The sequence below is a fragment of the Mycobacterium rhizamassiliense genome (genome assembly GCF_900157375.1).
Classification (GTDB): domain Bacteria; phylum Actinomycetota; class Actinomycetes; order Mycobacteriales; family Mycobacteriaceae; genus Mycobacterium; species Mycobacterium rhizamassiliense.
Genome location: NZ_LT721901.1, coordinates 204617 through 223494, shown reverse-complemented (window position 1 = coordinate 223494; position 18878 = coordinate 204617). Strand labels below are relative to the sequence as shown.

General features: G+C 66.8%; 19 protein-coding genes. 1 reads left to right on the top strand and 18 read right to left on the bottom strand.

Annotated features, from left to right (window positions below):
* Positions 1–450 (top strand): hypothetical protein, encoded by a 450-nt coding sequence (locus MRAB57_RS01095; RefSeq protein WP_077085917.1) that lies wholly within the window; start codon positions 1–3, stop codon positions 448–450.
* On the opposite strand, the gene nuoN is transcribed toward MRAB57_RS01095, so the two are convergent.
* The 18 genes from nuoN to MRAB57_RS01005 all read right to left on the bottom strand — a co-directional run bounded on the left by nuoN (position 451) and on the right by MRAB57_RS01005 (position 18876).
* Positions 451–2031, bottom strand: a complete 1581-nt coding sequence (gene nuoN, locus MRAB57_RS01090) for an NADH-quinone oxidoreductase subunit NuoN (protein ID WP_077085916.1) — start codon at positions 2029–2031, stop codon at positions 451–453.
* The gene (locus MRAB57_RS01085; RefSeq protein WP_077085915.1) at positions 2028–3632 is read right to left on the bottom strand and encodes an NADH-quinone oxidoreductase subunit M; all 1605 of its coding nucleotides are present in this window, start codon (positions 3630–3632) and stop codon (positions 2028–2030) included. The genes nuoN and MRAB57_RS01085 overlap by 4 nt, the downstream gene beginning before the upstream one ends.
* Positions 3632–5518: an NADH-quinone oxidoreductase subunit L gene (nuoL, locus tag MRAB57_RS01080; RefSeq protein WP_077085914.1), complete on the bottom strand. Its 1887-nt coding sequence runs from the start codon at positions 5516–5518 to the stop codon at positions 3632–3634. Before nuoL ends, MRAB57_RS01085 begins: the two co-directional genes overlap by 1 nt.
* A gap of 10 nt (positions 5519–5528) precedes the next feature.
* The gene (gene nuoK, locus MRAB57_RS01075) at positions 5529–5828 is read right to left on the bottom strand and encodes an NADH-quinone oxidoreductase subunit NuoK (RefSeq protein WP_025735676.1); all 300 of its coding nucleotides are present in this window, start codon (positions 5826–5828) and stop codon (positions 5529–5531) included.
* Positions 5825–6601 (bottom strand): NADH-quinone oxidoreductase subunit J, encoded by a 777-nt coding sequence (locus tag MRAB57_RS01070; protein WP_077090308.1) that lies wholly within the window; start codon positions 6599–6601, stop codon positions 5825–5827. Before MRAB57_RS01070 ends, nuoK begins: the two co-directional genes overlap by 4 nt.
* An 11-nt stretch (positions 6602–6612) precedes the next feature.
* Complete coding sequence (nuoI, locus tag MRAB57_RS01065) at positions 6613–7206, bottom strand: NADH-quinone oxidoreductase subunit NuoI (protein WP_077085913.1); 594 nt, start codon at positions 7204–7206, stop codon at positions 6613–6615.
* Positions 7163–8437, bottom strand: a complete 1275-nt coding sequence (gene nuoH, locus MRAB57_RS01060; RefSeq protein WP_173813986.1) for an NADH-quinone oxidoreductase subunit NuoH — start codon at positions 8435–8437, stop codon at positions 7163–7165. Before nuoH ends, nuoI begins: the two co-directional genes overlap by 44 nt.
* Before the next feature lie 5 nt (positions 8438–8442).
* The gene (locus MRAB57_RS01055) at positions 8443–10863 is read right to left on the bottom strand and encodes an NADH-quinone oxidoreductase subunit G (RefSeq protein ID WP_077085911.1); all 2421 of its coding nucleotides are present in this window, start codon (positions 10861–10863) and stop codon (positions 8443–8445) included.
* A 7-nt stretch (positions 10864–10870) separates the two neighbouring features.
* The gene (gene nuoF, locus MRAB57_RS01050) at positions 10871–12187 is read right to left on the bottom strand and encodes an NADH-quinone oxidoreductase subunit NuoF (RefSeq protein WP_077085910.1); all 1317 of its coding nucleotides are present in this window, start codon (positions 12185–12187) and stop codon (positions 10871–10873) included.
* Positions 12184–12954, bottom strand: coding sequence for an NADH-quinone oxidoreductase subunit NuoE (gene nuoE / locus MRAB57_RS01045; RefSeq protein WP_077085909.1), 771 nt, complete (start codon positions 12952–12954; stop codon positions 12184–12186). Before nuoE ends, nuoF begins: the two co-directional genes overlap by 4 nt.
* The gene (gene nuoD, locus MRAB57_RS01040; RefSeq protein ID WP_077085908.1) at positions 12951–14279 is read right to left on the bottom strand and encodes an NADH dehydrogenase (quinone) subunit D; all 1329 of its coding nucleotides are present in this window, start codon (positions 14277–14279) and stop codon (positions 12951–12953) included. Before nuoD ends, nuoE begins: the two co-directional genes overlap by 4 nt.
* On the bottom strand, positions 14279–15007 hold the full coding sequence (locus tag MRAB57_RS01035) for an NADH-quinone oxidoreductase subunit C (protein ID WP_077085907.1): 729 nt from the start codon (positions 15005–15007) through the stop codon (positions 14279–14281). The genes nuoD and MRAB57_RS01035 overlap by 1 nt, the downstream gene beginning before the upstream one ends.
* Entirely contained in the window at positions 15004–15558 is a 555-nt protein-coding gene (locus MRAB57_RS01030) for a NuoB/complex I 20 kDa subunit family protein (protein ID WP_077085906.1), read from the bottom strand. The genes MRAB57_RS01035 and MRAB57_RS01030 overlap by 4 nt, the downstream gene beginning before the upstream one ends.
* Positions 15559–15566: 8 nt before the next feature.
* Positions 15567–15944, bottom strand: coding sequence for an NADH-quinone oxidoreductase subunit A (locus tag MRAB57_RS01025; RefSeq protein WP_077085905.1), 378 nt, complete (start codon positions 15942–15944; stop codon positions 15567–15569).
* A 205-nt stretch (positions 15945–16149) separates the two neighbouring features.
* A complete protein-coding gene (locus tag MRAB57_RS01020; RefSeq protein WP_077085904.1) occupies positions 16150–17412 on the bottom strand; it encodes an MFS transporter in 1263 nt (420 codons plus the stop codon).
* A 67-nt stretch (positions 17413–17479) separates the two neighbouring features.
* A complete protein-coding gene (locus MRAB57_RS01015; protein ID WP_077085903.1) occupies positions 17480–17881 on the bottom strand; it encodes an Rv3143 family two-component system response regulator in 402 nt (133 codons plus the stop codon).
* Between the two features lie 29 nt (positions 17882–17910).
* Positions 17911–18447, bottom strand: a complete 537-nt coding sequence (locus MRAB57_RS01010) for a YceI family protein (protein WP_077085902.1) — start codon at positions 18445–18447, stop codon at positions 17911–17913.
* 27 nt (positions 18448–18474) lie between these two features.
* A complete protein-coding gene (locus MRAB57_RS01005; protein WP_077085901.1) occupies positions 18475–18876 on the bottom strand; it encodes a nuclear transport factor 2 family protein in 402 nt (133 codons plus the stop codon).
* Positions 18877–18878 lie beyond the last annotated feature (2 nt).

Genomic DNA, 18878 nt, shown 5'->3' with positions numbered 1-18878 from the left:
ATGACGTCTCTGGCGGAAACCGGGACCGCCACGCTGGCAACGGCATTCGGGCTGCTGATGGCCGGAGCGGCCGCCGTCGGGACGCACGGGCTCCCACTCGCCGCCGCGGCGGCGGCCGTGATCGCGGTCGGCGCGGGAATCGTGTTTCGCCCCGCCGCGACGATCGCCGTCTTGCTGGCCGTCGCCACGATCGTGCTGGCCGGTCCGCCGCAGCTGCTCGCCGCGCTGTCCGGACTGTGCGCCGCCGCCTACCTGGTGTGCCGGCACGCGGTCGGCCCGCGCCCCGCCGCCGTCCTGGGCAGCTGGCCGACAATCGCTGCGGCCGTGGGATTTACGTTCGTCGGTTTGGTCGCGACGTCGTTTCCAGTGCAGGTTCCATGGCTGCCACTGGTGGCGCCGCTGGCGGTGCTGACGATCTACGTCGTGGCGACGCGCCCGTTCCTGAACTGATCAGTGCAGCAGCTGGGCGGCGTGGTCGGCCAGGTCGAGCAGCGGCTGCGGGAAGATCCCCAGCGCCACGGTCGCCGCGGCGCACACCGCGATCGCGATCTTGCTCAGGATGCCCGGCTCGACGACCTGCGGGGTGTTCTCGGTCGGTTCGGTGAAGAACATCGACACGATCACGCGCACGTAGAAGTATGCCGCGACCCCGCTGGCGATCACACCGATGATCACCAGCGGCACCGCGCCGCCCTGGGCGGCGGCCTTGAACACCGTCAGCTTGCTGATGAAGCCACTGGTCAACGGGATGCCCGCGAAGGCCAGCAGGAACATCGAAAGCATCACGCCGACAATAGGCGAGCGCTGACCGAGCCCGGCCCAGCGCGACAGCGTGGCGTCCTCGACGCCGTCGGCGTCGCGGATGAGGCCGACGATGGCGAATGCGCCGACCGTGCTGAAGCTGTAGGCGACCAGATAGAACAGGGTGGCCGACAGGCCCGCCGCGTTGTCGGCGATCACACCGGTCAGGATGAAACCGACGTGCGCGACCGACGAGTACGCCAGCATGCGCTTGACGTCGCTCTGGTTTACCGCGGTGACAGTGCCGACCGCCATCGTCAGGATCGCGATCGCCCACAGCACCGGACGCCATTCGGCGTGTAGCGGGGGCAGCGCGACATAGACCACCCGCAGCAGTGCGCCGAACGCCGCGACCTTGGTGGCCGCCGCCATGAACCCGGTGATCGGCGTTGGCGCGCCCTGATACACGTCCGGAATCCACGAGTGGAACGGGACCGCGCCGACCTTGAAGAGCAGGCCCACCGACAGCAGCGCGACACCGACCAGCGCCAGCGAGCTATCGCCGTGTGCGGCAAGGGCATCCCGGATGCCGGGGAGCAGCAGCGTGCCGGTCGCGCCGTAGATCAACGCGACACCGTAGAGGAAGAACGCCGACGAGAAGGCGCCCAGCAGGAAGTACTTCATCGCCGATTCCTGCGACATGAGTCGCCGGTGCCGGGCCAGCCCGCACATCAGGTACAGCGGCAGCGATAAGACCTCCAGCGCGACGAACATCGTCAGCAGGTCGTTGGACGCCGGGAACACCATCATGCCGCCCACCGACAGCAGCGCCAGCGGGAAGAGCTCGGTCTGGGCGGCGCCCGCCCGCTCGGCCTCGAGCTCGGCGGCGCTGTCGGGGACTGCGGATGCTTGCGGCGTAAAGGAATCCAGCCCGCCCGCGGGGGCACCCACCGCCACCTTGGTTTCCGTTTTGGCGTGCGCCCGTTCGGCGATGAAGATGACCGCCAGCACGGCGACGAGTACCACGGTGCCCTGCAGGTACAGGGTGGTCCGGTCGATGGCCACCGCCCCCAGCACCGCGCTGCGGCCCGAGGCCGGAAGTGATTGGGCCACCTTGATGATCGCGACGAACGCCGCGACCAAACCGGCCAGCGCGATCGTCACCTGCGTTACGTAGCGAGATCGCCTGGGCACGAACGCTTCCACCAGCACGCCCACGACCGCGACGGAAAAGACGATGAGCATCGGGCACAGCAGGAAGTACTCGATGCTGGGAGTGGGCAGAGTCATCGGTGCGGTCCTTCGACAGTGCGGGGTGCTGCTTCCGGTTTCGAGGCCGGTTTCACGACGGTCATCGGCACGCTCGGCGCGGGGTCATGCGCACCGATGGTGATCATGGTGTGGTCTACGGCCGGATTGATGATGTCGAGGACCGGCTTGGGGTAGACGCCCAGCACGAACAGCAGCGCGAGCAGCGGCGCCACGACCAGCAGTTCGCGCGCCCGCAGATCGGTGATCTTCTCGTTGCCCTCGGCCACCGGGCCGGTCATCACCCGCTGGTAGAGCCAGAGCATGTACATCGCGGCCAGGATCAAGGCCGTCACCCCGAACGCGCCCGCGAGCCAGTAGCGGTTGAAAGTGCCCAGCAGGACAAGGAATTCGCTGACGAACGGCGCGAGCCCCGGCAGAGACAGGGTGGCCATGGCCGACACCAGGAAGGTGCCGGCCAGGATCGGCGCCACCTTCTGGACGCCGCCGTAGTCGGCGATCAAGCGGCTGCCGCGCCGTGTCACCAGGAAGCCCGCGATCAGGAACACCGCCGCCGTCGACAGGCCGTGGTTGAGCATGTACAGCGTCGAGCCGCTCTGCCCCTGGGTGGTCATCACGAAGATGCCGGCGATGATGAAGCCGAAGTGGGAGATCGAGGTGTAGGCGATCAGGCGCATCATGTCGGTCTGCCCGATCGCGACGATGGCGCCGTAGATCACCCCGATGATGGCCAGCGTCACGATCAGCGGGCGGAAATACGTTGACGCGTCAGGGAACAGCTGCAGGCAGTAGCGCAGCATGCCGAAGGTGCCCACCTTGTCCATCACCGCGGTGATCAACACCGCGGTGGCCGGGGTGGCCTCGACGCAGGCGTCGGGCAGCCAGCGGTGGAACGGCCACAGCGGCGCCTTGACGGCGAACGCGAACATGAAGCCCAGGAACAGCGCCTTGAACACCGCCGGGTCCACGCCGGCGAAGCGGCCCGACGAGATGCCGGTGACGATCTCCCGGAAGTCGAAGGTGCCCGAGCCGTGCTGCGCGGTAACCACATACAGCCCGATCACCGCCGCCAGCATGATCAGGCCGCCGAAGAGGTTGTACAGCAGGAATTTCACCGCGGCGCGAGACCTGTTGGCGCCCTTGCCGAAGCCGCCGATGAGGAAGTACATCGGGATCAGCATGGCCTCGAAGAACACGTAGAACAGCAGCACGTCCAGCGCGATCACCGAGATCAGCACCATCGACTCGATGGCCAGCGTCAGCGCGACGTAGGCATGCACGCCCCGGGTGCTCTGGCCGCCGTCGTTCCAGCCGGCCACCAGCAGCAGCGGAATCAGGATGGCGGTCAACAGCACCAGCACCACCGCGATGCCGTCCACGCCGAGGTTGTATCCGGCGCCGAAAGCCGGTATCCACGGGTGGTTTTCCAGGAATTGGTATGGCGCCCCGCCGGTCTTGAAGCCCGCCGCGACCATGAGCGCCACGACCAGCGTCGCGACGCTGAAGACGACGCCGCTCCACTTGGCGACCTGACGCCAGCCCGGCGGCAGCAGGATGATCAGTATCGACCCGGCCAGTGGAACCAGCCACAGCACCGACAGCCAGGGAATGTTCGAGTTCATCATGCCCGCACCGCCAGGATCGCCGCGATCACCAGTGCGGCTCCGGCCAGCATCGAGAGCGCATACGAGCGCGCGAAGCCGGTTTGCAACCCGCGCAGGCGATTCGAGGTGCGGCTCACCAGCGCGGCCAGCGCGTTGACCGAGCCGTCCACACCGGCGTCGTCGAACACGGTCAGCGTGCCCGTCAGTAGCGCGCCAGGGCGCATGAACACCTCCTCGTTGAAGGCATCGCCGTAGAGGTCTCTGCGCGCGGCCGTCGTCAGGGCCGAAACCCGAGCCGGCGCCACGCCCGGGATCTCCACCTTGCCGCCGTACATCCGGTAGGCCACCGCGACGCCGACGGCGACGACCACGAGGGCCACGGCGCTGACCGCCCCTGCCGGGAACCCGTGGGCGGCCTCTTCGTGTACTCCGACGACCGGCTCGAGCCAGTGCGGCAGGGAGTCGCCGTAGGTGAACAGGAAGCCGGAGAACACCGAGCCGAAGGCGAGCAGGATCATCGGCCCCCCCATCAGTGCCGGCGCCTCGTGCGGGTGACTACCTGGGGCCCAACGCTTTTCACCGAAGAAGGTCATCAGCATGACGCGGGTCATGTAGAACGCGGTGATGCCCGCACCCAGCAGCGCGGCCCCGCCCAGCGTGTAGCCGCGCACGCCACCGACACCCAGCGCCGCCTCGATGATGGCGTCCTTGGAGAAGAAGCCCGCGAACGGCCACACGCCGATGATCGCCAGGTAGCCCAGCCCGAACGTGACGAACGTGACCGGTAACGCCTTGCGCAGGCCGCCGTAGCGCCGCATGTCCTGCTCTTCGTGCATCGCGTGGATGATCGAGCCCGACCCGAGGAACAGGCCGGCCTTGAAGAAGCCGTGGGTGAGCAGGTGCATGATCGCGAACGCGTAACCGGCGGGGCCGAGGCCCGCGGCCAGCACCATGTAGCCGATCTGGCTCATCGTCGATGCCGCCAGCGCCCGCTTGATGTCGTCCTTGGCGCAGCCGATGAAGGCCCCGAACAACAGGGTGACGACGCCGACGAGGACGACGCCCAGTTGTGCGCCGGGCGCCAGGTTGTACAGCGGGTTGGACCGCACGATCAGGTAGACACCGGCGGTCACCATGGTGGCGGCATGGATCAGGGCGGACACCGGGGTGGGGCCCTCCATCGCGTCACCCAACCAGGCCTGCAGCGGGACCTGGGCCGACTTGGCGCAGGCGCCGAGCAGCAGCAGCAGTCCCATCGCCGTCAGCACGCCGCGTCCGGCGGCGGGTGCGCCCGCGAAAACCCCTGCGTACGAGAGGGTGCCGAATGTGGTGAACATCAGGAACATGCCCACGGCCAGGCCGGCGTCGCCGACGCGGTTCATCACAAACGCCTTCTTGGCCGCCGTGGCCGCCGACGGCTTGTGGTACCAGAAGCCGATCAGCAGGTAGGACGCCAGGCCCACGCCTTCCCATCCGACGTAGAGCACCAGGTAGTTGTCGGCGACGACCAGCAGCAGCATGGAGGCCAGGAAGAGGTTGAGGTAGCCGAAGAACCGGCGGCGGTCGGGGTCTTCGGCCATGTAGGCGACCGAGTAGATGTGGATCAGCGATCCCACCCCGGAGATCAGCAGCACGAAACAGATTGACAGTTGGTCGATTTGGAGCCCGAAGTCGACCTGGAATTGGTTGACCGGGATCCAGGTGAACACCGTCTGGTGGATGGCACGGTGCTCGCCGTCTCGGTTCAGCAGGTCCGACAGCAGCGTGGCGCCGACGGCGAATGCCCCGAGGGCGGCCAGGACGCCCAGCCAGTGGCCCCACGCGTCGGTGCGTCTGCCCCCGAACAGCAAGATCACTGCGCCCGCGAGTGGGAGCGCCACCAGCAGCCAGGTGTAGTCAGTCATCGTGGCGTTCTTAGCCTTTGAGTAGGTTCGCGTCGTCGACGGACGCCGATTTACGGGCACGGAAAATCGTCATGATGATGGCCAGGCCGATGACGACTTCGCAGGCTGCCACCACCATCGTGAAGAATGCGATCATCTGCCCGTCGAGGTGGCCGTGCATGCGCGCGAAGGTGACGAACGCCAGGTTGACGGCGTTGAGCATGAGCTCGACGCACATGAACATCACGATGGCGTTGCGGCGCAGCAGCACACCCGAGGCTCCGATGGTGAAGAGAAGTGCCGAAAGATACAGGTAATTGGCCGGATTCATGAGGTGCCGCCCTTGACCGTTTCGGGGGAGGGGATCTCGTTGCCGTCGCCGCCGCGCAGCCGCAGGATCCGGGAGACCGACAGCTCCGAGTACGAGCCGTCGGGCAGCCGCGCCGCCACGTCGACGGCGTTGTGGCGTGCGTAGATGCCCGGGTTGGGCAGCGGGGTGGGATGCCCGCCGGGCAGGAAGCGCTCCTGGGAGAGTTCGCGCTGGGTCTTGCGGCGCTCGAAACGCTCCCGGTGCGCCAGGATCATCGCGCCGACCGCGGCGGTGATCAGCAGCGCGCTGGTGAGTTCGAATGCCCACAGGTACCGCGAAAAGATCAGCGCGGCCAGGCCTTCCACGTTGCCGTTGGCATTGGCGGTGGTGAGCCCGACGAAGCCGCCGGTGGACAGGTTGCCGATGGCGGCGATCAACAAGACGCCGAATCCGAGTCCGGCGATCATCGCGGCGACGCGCTGTCCGCGCAGCGTTTCCTTCAGGGATTCCGCGGAGTCCACGCCGATCAGCATCAGCACGAACAAGAACAGCATCATCACCGCGCCGGTGTAGACCACGACCTGAACCACACCCAAAAACAGTGCGTCCTGGACCATGTAGAAGACCGCCAGGATGAGCATCGTCATCGCCAGGAACATCGCCGAGTACACGGCGTTGACCGCCAGCACCACACCGACCGCACCGATCACCGCCAGCGCGCCTAGCCCCCAGAACGTCACGGCCTCACCGGTGGAGGTGCGAACGATGGCGTCGGTCGCCAGGTTCGCGGCCAGGTAAGCGGTAGTCACCGCGCGTCTCCGGCTGCTTCTTTCGGGTCGCTTCGCACGCTCAGGCCGTCCGCGGTCACGTTGCCCTGGTAGTAGTCCTTGTCGGTGGCGCCTTCGGCCCTGGGGTGCGGCGGCGCGAGCATGTTCTGCAGCAGCGGCGCGAGCAGCTTGTCCTTTTCGTATATCAGGTCGGCCCGGTTGTCGTCGGCCATCTCGTAGTCGTTGGTCATCGTCAACGCCCGGGTGGGGCAGGCCTCGATGCACAGACCGCAGCCGATGCAGCGCAGATAGTTGATCTGATACACCCGGCCGTAGCGTTCGCCCGGGGAAAACCTTGCCTCGTCAGTGTTGTCGGCGCCCTCGACGTAAATGGCGTCGGCCGGGCAGGCCCAGGCGCACAGCTCGCAGCCGATGCATTTCTCGAGTCCGTCCTCATACCGGTTGAGTTGGTGACGGCCGTGGTAGCGCGGCTTGACCGGGCCGGGCTTTTCCGGATATCCCTCGGTGACCCTCTTTTTGAACATCGAGCTGAACGTCACGCCGAATCCGGCGACACCGTCGAAGAATTTAGCCACCTGGGTTCTCCTTGCTCGCACCGACCGGCAGCGCACGAGTCGGCGCCTTCGGCAGTGGCGGTGTGGGGAATACCGGCTCAATGCTTTGCAGGCCGGGGCTTTCTTTGCGCTGCCGCCGGAGCTCGCGCTCCAGGGCGCGAGTGCTGGGTGTGGCGAACGGCTTTCGCAGTAGCAGCACAACGATGACGGCGAAGGCGAGGCTGCTGACCACCAGTATCGGCGTCCAGTGCGGGTAGCCCTGGTTGCGCGCGGTGCGGATGATCGCCGCGATCAGCACCCACACCAGCGAGGCCGGGATCAGCAACTTCCAGCCCAGCGCCATGAACTGGTCGTAACGCAGCCGCGGCAGCGACGCTCGCAACCACATATAGATGAACAGGAAGGTCCACATCTTGGCGGTGAACCAGAGCACCGGCCACCAGCCGGTGTTGGCGCCGGCCCACATGTCCAGGGGCCATGGCGCGTGCCAGCCGCCGAAGAACAGAACGGTGGCGAGTGACGAAACCGTCATCATGTTGACGTATTCGGCGAGCATGAACATCGCGAACTTCAGCGACGAATACTCGGTGTGGAATCCCGCAACCAGCTCGCCCTCGGCCTCGGGCAGGTCAAATGGGGCGCGGTTGGTCTCACCCACCATCGAGATCAGGTAGATGATGAACGACGGCAACAACAGGAACACGTACCAGACGCGGTCTTGGGAGGCAACGATTTCCGACGTCGACATGGTGCCGGCGTAGAGGAACACCGCCGCGAACGACAGCCCCATCGCGACCTCGTACGAGATGACCTGCGCGGTGGACCGCACCCCGCCGAGCAGCGGGTAGGTAGACCCGGAGGCCCAGCCGCCCAGCACGATGCCGTACACCCCGATCGCGGACAGCCCCAGGATGAACAGCACCGCAACCGGTAGGTCGGTCAGCTGTAGGGGTGTGCGGTGGCCGAACACCGACACCTCGGGACCGAACGGGATGAACGCGAACGCGGTGAACGCCGGAATCGTCGAAAAGACCGGCGCTGCAAAGTAAACGAACTTGTCGACGCCGCCCGGGGTGATGCTCTCCTTGAGGGCCAGCTTGATCCCGTCGGCCAGGCTCTGCAGTGCGCCCCACGGTCCCGCCCGGTTGGGGCCGGGGCGCAGCTGCATCCAGCCGAGAATCTTGCGTTCCATCAGGATCGCGAGCAGTACGTTGAGCATCAGGAACACGAAGATGGCCAGCGCCTTGCCCAGCACCAGCCACCAGGTGTCGTGCCCGAAGGCGGCCAAGCCCGTCATGAGCCCGCTCCAATTCGCACGACATCGCCGACGGCGACGCCGAGATCGGTATGCACTGCCGATCCCGCCGAGTTCAGCGGAAGCCACACCACCCGGTCGGGCATCTCGGTTACGGCCAGCGGCAAGGTGATCGAGCCTTGCGACGTGCTGACTGTGACCGCGTCACCGTTGGCGGCGCCGATCTCGGTTGCCGAATCGGCCGACAACCGGACCACGACCGCGTGCGCGGTCCCGGCCAAATACGGTTCGCCGTCTTGCAAGCGGCCGTTGTCGAGCAGCATCCGCCAGCCGGCCAACACCGCTTCACCAGTTCCGGGTTGGGCGGGCTCGCCGGCCGAAACCGAAGGTGGCGCGGCGTACTCGCCGTCCCAGAAGCCCAGTGCGTTCATCTCGTCGCGGGCCGCTTGCACGTTGGCCATGCCCAGATAGACGCCCATCTCGTCGGCCAGCGCGTCGAGCACCAGGTGATCCGACTGGCCGGCCTGCTGGGTGGTGCCGCGCAGTGCGGGCTCGAACGGCCGGAAACGGCCCTCCCAGTTGATGAATGCCCCGGCCTTCTGCGTGGTCGGCGCGACGGGGAACACCACGTCGGCGCGTTCGGTGACCTCGCTGTGCCGCAGCTCCAGGCTGATCACGAAGTTCGCGGCGTCGAGTGCGGCCCGCACCGCGCCCGGGTCGGCGAAGTCGGCGGGTTCGATCCCGCCAACCAGCAGCGCGCCCAGCGTCCCGTCGGAGGCGGCGGCCAGGATGCCGTCGACGTCGCGTCCGGGTGCGGTGGGCAGCTCGTCGACGTTCCACGCCGCGGCGACCTGCGCGCGCGCAGCCTCGTCGGCGACCGGACGCCCGCCCGGCAGAAGTCCCGGCAGCGCACCGGCTTCCAGCGCGCCGCGCTCACCGGCGCGACGCGGCACCCACGCCAGCTTGGCGCCCGTGGCATCGGCGAGCCGGGCCGCGGCGGACAACCCACCCGGGACCGTGGCCAGGCGCTCTCCGACCATGATCACCGCGCCGGGCTTGGACAGCAGGTCGGCGACCTCGCCGGTGGCCAGGTCGTCCAGCGCCGCCGGCTCAGCACCGGGAGCCGTCGTGATCAACGTCCCGGACATCTTGTGCAGCCCGCGGGTGGCGAACGGGGCGATCGCGTACACCGGGAGGTGGTGCTTGCGGGCCGCCTTGCGCAGCCGCAAAAACACGATGGGTGCTTCTTCTTCGGGTTCGAAGCCGACCAGCAATACCACCGGCGCCGATTCCAGGTCGGAGTAGCTGACGGTCAGCGGCCGGCCGGCGACCCGAGCCGCCAGGAAGTCGGCTTCCTCGGCCGAGTGCGGCCGGGCGCGGAAGTCGATGTCGTTGGTGTCCAACATGATTCGGGCGAACTTTGAGTACGCGTAGGCGTCCTCCCAGGTGACCCGGCCGCCGACCAGCACCCCGGCGCGCCCGCGGGCCGCGTCGAGTCCGGCGACCGCGACGGCGATCGCGTGTGGCCACGAGGCCGGCGTCAGCTGGCCGTCCGCATCGCGGATCAGGGGAGTGGTGATCACGTCGGGCTGTGTCGCGTAGCGGAAAGCCCACCGGCCCTTGTCGCAGTTCCACTCCTCGTTGACCTCGGGGTCGTCCCCGGCGAGGCGGCGCAGCACCTTGCCGCGGCGGTGGTCGGTGCGCTCGGCGCAGCCGCCGGCGCAGTGCTCGCACACGCTGGGGCTGGACACCAGGTCGAACGGGCGGGCCCGGAAACGGTACGCGGTCCCGGTCAACGCACCCACCGGGCAGATCTGCACGGTGTTGCCGGAGAAGTACGACTCGAAGGGCTCGTTGGCGTAGATGCCGACCTGCTGCAGCGCGCCGCGCTCCTGCATGTCGATGAACGGGTCGCCGGCGATCTGGTCGGAGAACCGCGTGCAGCGGGCGCACAGGATGCAGCGCTCCCGGTCGAGCAACACCTGCGAGGAGATGTTGATCGGCTTGGCGAACGTGCGCTTGACGTCTTCGAAGCGAGAATCGGTGCGGCCGTTGGACATTGCCTGGTTCTGCAGCGGGCATTCGCCGCCCTTGTCGCACATCGGGCAATCCAGCGGGTGGTTGATCAGCAGCAACTCCATCACGCCGTGCTGGGCCTTGTCCGCGGCCTCGGAGGTGAGCTGGGTGCGCACCACCATGTCGTCGGTGCACACGATGGTGCACGATGCCATCGGTTTGCGCTGTCCCTCGACCTCGACCATGCATTGCCGGCAGGCGCCGACCGGGTCCAGCAGCGGGTGGTCGCAGAACCGCGGGATCTGCACGCCCATCAACTCGGCCGCGCGAATCACCAGAGTTCCCTTGGGAACACTGATTTCGGCTCCGTCGATGGTCAGCGTCACCATGTCCGGCGGACGTTCCTCGGTGTCAGGCTTGGCCGCATCAGAAACAGAGGTCATGGGGCTGTCATGCCTTTCCATTCGCGGTCAACATCGAGTCGCGAGGATCGAACGGGCACCTGCCCTCTTCGACGTGGGCGATGTACTCGTCGCGGAAGTGTTTGATCGACGACATCACCGGGCTGGCCGCACCATCGCCCAACGCGCAGAACGACTTCCCGAGGATGGCGTCGGAGATGTCGAGCAGCTTATCGAGGTCTTCGGTGGTGCCCCTGCCGGATTCCAGGCGCTCGTAGATCTGGCTGAGCCAGAAGGTGCCCTCCCGACAGGGCGTGCACTTTCCGCAGGATTCGTGCCGGTAGAAGTCGGTCCAGCGCGCCACGGCGCGTACCACGCAGGTGGTCTCGTCGAAGATCTCCAGCGCCTTGGTGCCCAGCATCGAGCCGGCCGCGCCGACGCCCTCGTAGTCCAACGGCACGTCGAGGTGCTCGTCGGTGAGCAGCGGTGTCGACGACCCGCCCGGCGTCCAGAATTTGAGCCGATGCCCGGCGCGCACGCCGCCGGCGTAGTCGAGCAACTCGCGCAGGGTGATCCCCAGCGGGGCCTCGTACTGGCCCGGGTTGGTGACGTGGCCGGACAGCGAATACAGCGTGAAGCCCGGTGATTTCTCGCTGCCCATCAATCGGAACCAGTCGACGCCGTTGAGGATGATCGGCGGCACGCTGGCGATGGTCTCGACGTTGTTGATCACCGTGGGGCAGCCGTAGAGGCCGGCCACCGCGGGGAACGGCGGCCGCAGCCTCGGTTGGCCGCGCCGGCCCTCCAGACCCTCCAGCAGAGCGGTTTCCTCGCCGCAGATGTAGGCGCCCGCACCCGCGTGCACCACCAATTCCAGGTCGTAGCCCGAGCCCAGGATGTCGCGGCCCAGGAAGCCCGCGGCGTACGCCTCGGCCACCGCGTTCTGCAACCGGCGCAGCACCGGCACCACTTCGCCGCGCACGTAGATGAACGCGTGGCTGGCGCGGATGGCGTAGGAGGCGATGATGGCGCCCTCCACCAGCAGGTGGGGTATGGCGAGCATCAGCGGAATGTCTTTGCACGTACCAGGTTCCGACTCGTCGGCGTTGACCACCAGGTAGTGCGGCTTGGCGGCCGGGCCGGAATCGCCCTGCGGGATGAACGACCACTTCGTTCCGGTCGAGAAGCCCGCGCCGCCGCGACCGCGCAGACCCGAATCCTTCACGGCCCCAATCACCGCGTCGGGCTCCATCTTCAGAGCCTTCTGCAGCGCCTGGTAGCCGTCGTGGCGCTGGTAGGTGGCCATCGTGAACGACTGGGGGTCATCCCAGTAGCGGGTGATGACCGGGGTCAGCGGCGTCGTCATGACTTGCCCCCGGCAGCCGGCGGGGCCTCCATGCCCTTTTCCTTCGCCACCCGCAGACCGGCGAGAGTCGCTGCGCCGGGGCCACCTTGGCCCTCGTCGGGGCGCTCGTCGGGCAGGCCGGCCAGGATCCGCGAGGTCTCGCGGAATTTGCACAGCGGCGCGCCGCGGGTGGGGGCCTTGGGCTCGCCCGAGCGCAGCGAGTCGACGAGTTCGCGTGCCGATTCCGGAGTTTGGTTGTCGTAGAACTCCCAGTTGACCATCACCACCGGGGCGAAATCGCACGCGGCGTTGCACTCGATGTGCTGCAGCGTGACGGTCCCGTCGCCGGTGGTCTGGTCGTTGCCGATGCCGAGATGCTCTTTGAGGTCGGCGAATATCGCGTCGCCGCCCATCACGGCGCACAGCGTGTTGGTGCACACGCCGACCAGGTATTCACCCGTGGGTCCGCGGCGGTACATCGTGTAGAAGCTGCCCACCGCCGACACCTCGGCGCCGGTCAATCCCACTTGCTCACTGCAGAATTCCAGTCCGGCCGGCGTCAGGTAGGAGTCCTCGGCCTGGACCAGGTGCAGCAACGGCAACAGCGCCGAGCGCTTGTCGGGGTAGCGGGCGATGATTTCCTTGGCGTCGACCTCCAGCCGCGCCCGGACTTCCGGCGAATAGCTTTGCGGCGCACCGTCAACCACGAACTGGTTGGGCTCCTCCGGCGGCGGCCCGAGCCTGATGAAGACCCGCTCGCCGCTGGGGCCTTCGACGCTGGCCGTCATCGGTCCACCCCGCCCATGACGGGGTCGATGCTGGCGACCGCGGTGATCAGGTCGGCCACCAGTCCACCCTCGGACATCGCGGCAACCGCCTGCAGATTGGTGAAGGAGGGATCCCGATAGTGCACTCGGTAGGGGCGGGTGCCGCCGTCGCTGACCATGTGCACGCCGAGCTCGCCGCGCGGCGATTCGACGGCGGTGTAGACCTGGCCGGCCGGAACCCGGATGCCCTCGGTCACCAGCTTGAAGTGGTGGATCAAGGCCTCCATCGAACCGCCCATGATCTTGGCGATGTGCTCCGGTGAATTACCCATTCCGTCCGGGCCCACCTTCAAGTCCGCGGGCCAGGCGATCTTGCGGTCCTCGACCATGGTGGGACCCGGCTGCAGTTTGTCCAGACACTGCTCCACGATCTTGACCGACTCCCACATCTCTTTGACGCGAATGATGTAGCGCCCGTAAGCATCACAACCGTCATCGGTGATGACGTCGAAATCGTAGTTCTCATAACCGCAATACGGTTCGCTTTTGCGTAGGTCGTGCGGTAAACCCGTGGATCGCAGGATCGGCCCGGTGATGCCCAGCGCCATGCAGCCGGTCAAGTCCAGGTAACCGACACCTTCGGTGCGGGCCTTCCAGATGGCGTTCTCGTTGAGCAGGTCGCCCATTTCGCGCAGCGGTTGCCGCAATTGCGTGAGGGCTTCTGCGATTTCGTCTTTCGCGCCCGGCGGCAGGTCTTGCGCCACGCCACCCGGACGAATGTAGGCGCTGTTCATCCGCAGGCCGGTGATCGATTCGAACAGCGTGAGCATGATTTCGCGGCCCCGGAAGCCGACGAACATCGGCGTCATCGCGCCCAGCTCCATGCCGCCGGTCGCCAGCGCGACCAGGTGCGACGAAATCCGGTTGAGCTCCATCATCATCACCCGGATGACGTTGACGCGTTCGGGTATTTCGTCGGTGATGCCGAGCAGCTTCTCCACACCCAGGCAGTACGCCGTCTCGTTGAAAAACGGTGACAGGTAATCCATTCGGGTCACGAACGTGACGCCCTGGGTCCAGTAGCGGTACTCGAGGTTTTTCTCGATCCCGGTGTGCAGGTAGCCGATCGCGCAGCGCACCTCAGTGACCGTCTCGCCCTCGATCTCGAGGATCAGCCGCAGCACTCCGTGGGTGGACGGGTGCTGGGGGCCCATGTTGACGACGATGCGTTCACCGGGGTCCGCGTCCCGCGCGGCCTGGACGATCTCTTGCCAGTCCTGCCCGCCGGCGACCAGCACGGTCTCGGCGGCGCCACCATCGTGCGTCGACTCTTTGGTAGTGCTCATTAGTTGTAGCCCCTCCGCTCGTCGGGCGGAGGTATCTGCGCGCCCTTGTATTCGACCGGGATGCCGCCGAGTGGGTAGTCCTTGCGTTGCGGATGCCCCTGCCAGTCGTCGGGCATCTCGATTCTGGTCAGCGCCGGGTGGCCGTCGAAGATGATCCCGAAGAAGTCGTAGGTCTCGCGCTCGTGCCAATCGTTGGTCGGGTAGATCCCGAACAGCGAGGGGATATGCGGATCACCGTCTGGCACAGCCACTTCCAGCCGAAGCCGACGGTTGTGCGTGATCGACTGCAGTGGGTAGACGGCGTGCAGCTCGCGGTCGGTCTCGTGCGGGTAGTGCACACCGTTGACACCCAGGCACAGCTCGAAGCGCAACTCCGGTTCGTCGCGCAGCCGTTGGGCAACCTGCGGCAGCAGCTCGCGGCGCACGTGCAGGGTGAGCTCGTCGCGGTCGACGACGACTTTCTCTATCGCATCGTCGAAGTCGATGTCCGCGCGTTTCAGCGACTCGGCCAGTTGGTCGGCAACGTCGTCGAAGTAGCGGCCGTAGGGTCGGGGGCTGCCGCCGGGCAGCGTGACCTCGCGCACCAGCCGCCCGTATCCGGAGGTGTCACCGGTGCCGGTGACACCGAACATGCCTTTGCGAACGTTGATTACTTCGTCGTCGGCGGTAGGAATGGATCCACCCACCTCGCTGGCCGCTACCTTTGGGTCGTGGTCAGGTGAGCTCATCGCAGCAGCCCGTGCATTTCGATCGTGGGCCGCGCGCTCAGCGCTGCCTGCTCGGCTTCAGAGATCGCCTCCTCGCGATTGACGCCGAGCGGCATTTCCTGAATCTTCTCGTGCAGCTTGAGAATTGCGTACAGCAGCATCTCCGGGCGGGGCGGGCAGCCCGGGAGGTAGATGTCGACGGGAACGACGTGGTCGACACCCTGCACGATCGCGTAGTTGTTGAACATGCCGCCCGATGACGCGCACACGCCCATGGCCAGCACCCACTTCGGCTCGGCCATCTGGTCGTAGATCTGGCGCAGCACCGGGGCCATCTTCTGGCTGACCCGCCCGGCCACGATCATCAGATCGGCCTGCCGCGGTGTCGCCGAGAATCGCTCCATGCCGAACCGGGCGATGTCGAACCTCGGTCCGGCCGTTGCCATCATCTCGATCGCGCAGCACGCCAGCCCGAACGTTGCCGGCCACAGCGAGTTCTTGCGAACGTAGCCGGCGATCTTCTCGACAGTCCCCAGCAATATGCCGGCAGGCAGCTGTTCTTCCAGGCCCACGTCTTACCTCAATCCCACGTCAGGCCGCCGCGGCGCCACACATAGGCGTACGCCACGAAGACCGTGAGCATGAATATCACCATTTCGACCAGGGCGAACGTCCCCAGCGCGTCGTAGCTGACCGCCCAGGGATACAAGAAGACGATCTCGATGTCGAAGACGATGAAGAGCATCGCGGTCAGGTAGTACTTCACCGGAAACCGTTGGCCGGGCGTCGCGTGCGGGCCACTCACCGGCGTCGCGGTGGGTTCGATCCCACACTCGTATGCCGCCAGCTTCGACTTGTTGTACCGCGACGGGCCGGCGATGCTCGCGATGCCGACCGAGCCAATGGCAAAAGCGGCTGCGATCGCTCCTAGCACCAGGATGGGTATGTAGACGTTCAACTCGCTCCAAGATCCGACGTACGAGCCGCCTGCAGCGGCCAGGCGGTACCGGGCTGCTGTGACGGACTTGGCTGAAGCCCGTCACAGTGATCTTCAACATAGCGTCGCGATCCCCGACGCGCTTGGCCGGGGTGGATATTCGTGACACTTCTGTGATTCGACTCACGATGCGCCGGAAAATATGGCCGGCGGCCCACCTGTGCGGTCAGTCCGACCGTGTCGTCGCCGGCCGGCTTTCGTTGGCGGCGAGCGATGTTCCCTTCGTTTCGGGTAGCAGATACGTCGACACCAGGCTGACCACGACCAGGGCTGCCATCATCAGCCCGATGGCCCCGGCGCCGTAGTGGTGGGTGAGGGGTTGGGCGATCAGCGGCGGCCCGGCGCCGCCGACGATGCCGGCCAAGTTCATCGCCAGGCCGGCCCCGCTGTAGCGGTATCGGGTGGGAAACAGCTCGGGGATGAACGACGTCATGGGCGCGAAAGCGAGCGCCGCGACCGCGTAGATGCCGACGATGGCGACCGCGAACAGCGCGGCGTTGCCGGTTTGGATCAGCGGGATGATCGCCAGCGACCAGGGCAACCCCAGGATCCAGCCGCAAAGGATGACGGGCCGGCGCCCGAATCGGTCGGACATCCACGCGGACAACGGCACCACCGCGGTCCACGCCAGACCACCCAATATCCCGGCGCACAAGACGGCGTTCGACGAGAGTGCCAGGCGGCTGTGCGCGTAGCTGGCGAGGTAGGTGCCGGCCATGAAGACGAAGCAGAACACGGCGACGACGCTGCCCGAAGCCAGGACGACGTAACCGGGCCGGTGCCGGATGGCCTCGGCGATCGGCGCCCGCGACGGCGCGCGTTGGGCCGTGAACACCGGGGTTTCGCCGATGTTGAGCCGCACGTAGAGGGCGATCGCGATGAGCACCGCACTCAGCAGGAACGGCACCCGCCATCCCCATTCGACAAACGCTTGGCTTGCTTGGCCGATGGTGGTGTTGACCACGAGAAAGGTCGAGCTGCTGAGCACGAGCGCGACTCCGACGCCGAGCGGAGTGAACATGCCGAACTGGCCGCGTTTGCCCGCGGGTGCGTATTCGGCGCCCAGTAGGGCCGACCCCGCCCACTCGCCGCCGACCGCGAACCCCTGCAACACCCGCAGGGTGAGCACCAGCAGAGGCGCGGCGACGCCGATCGCCGCCGCGCTGGGAATCAACCCCACCGCGACGGTGGACAGGCCCATGATCAGCAGCGTCGCGACCAGGGTCGTCTTGCGGCCCAGGCGGTCGCCGAAATGTCCGAACACCACCGCGCCGAGCGGCCGGGAGATGAACGCGGCGCCGAAGGTGCCCATCGAGGCGATCGTGCCCATCGCGGGGCTCAGGTGCGGGAAGAAGACGGTGGGGAACGCCAGCGCCGCCGCGGTTCCGTAGATGTAGAAGTCGTAGAACTCGACGGCGGTGCCGACCATGCACGCGATGGCGATACGTCTCGTGGGTGTCGCGCCGTCCTCGCCCACCGAGCGCGATTCGGTCGAGTTAGCGAACGGGCGCGCGTAGCAGCCCGAGCACCGTCTTGCCCAACACGATGGGGTCGATGGGGTGGGGCACCGCGGCCTCGGCACGCGACCAGTTGGCCAGCCACGCATCGTCGGGGCGGCCGGTGAGGACGACCAGCGGTGGGCAGACCGCAAGTTCGTCCTTGAGCTGTTTGGCAATTCCCATGCCCCCGGTCGGGGCGGCCTCGCCGTCGAGGATGGCCAGGTCGATCGCGCCCTCGTCCATCGTGCGCACCACGGCCGGACCGGTCGCCACCTCGACGTAGCTCAACTCGGGCAGATCCGGAGCCAGTTGCTTGCCGAGTGCCCGCATCACGCGTTCGCGGGTTTGGACGTTGCTGCTGTAGACGAGGATCCGCAGGGCAATGGTGGAGGCGGGCACGGTGCAGATGCTACTGCGTCGCGCTCGACTTACCGGGCCGACCGCGCGAAGACGATCGTCGCTGCCGCCGTCGCCGCCGAGCCGACCATGCCGAACTTGTTCCAGCCCAGGTCAAACTGGGCCCGGTCCACCTGGGTTTTCCCGGTGATCTGGATCGAGCCGTCCTCGAGTTCGGTGATTGCTGCGGGCAGCGGGAGTGGCGCGGTGACGCCCTTGATCGTGAAGTTGACCCGAAGATCCGCGGTCCTGCCCTCGGTCGGGTGCACCGCGGTGACGACGACGTCGATATCGGGGAAGCGCTCGACGTCGAAGAAATCGGGCGAGCGCAGGTGGTGGTCGCGACGTCCGACTCCGGTATCCAGCGATGCGGTCCGGATGTCCAGGCGACCGAAGACCGCGCCCTTTCCGGTGAGCTGGCCGTCGCCGCTGAAGTCGGCGAAGCGGCCCTTGACGTTGATCAGGCCCCACATGTTCTTGATCTTGAACGTGATTTCCGAACGGTCCGCGACGACGTTCCATACGCCGGCCAGGTCGGGATCTTTCAGCAATGTTTCCAAAGTGGTCATCTCGTCACCCCGTATTCGTCGATCGAGCTAGTCCATCAGTGGCGCGATTCCCGCCGGGTCGAAGTATTCGTCGATCCGATTGATCTGGCCACTCGTGGCTACCCGGATCACGATGCAGACGCGCAGTGCGATCGATTGGCCGGCGTGGCCGGTGGCGTGCAAAACATGTTGCTGGACAAAGCCACTGACCGATTGGTCGTCGAACAGCTGACGATCGAGAATCTCGTAGTGGCGCTCGGTGGTGGCGCCGACGAACCAGTCGATGACGCGCAGCGCGCGCGTCTTGCCGTCGTCGCGACGCGAGCCCACCCGCCACACCGCGATGTCGTCGCTCCACAGTCGGTCGACGGCGTCCACGTCGCTTTTCTCGATCGCCGAGAACAGGCGGTCGGCCGCCTCGACAATCACCTCGGCAGTAGCAGCAGGCATGG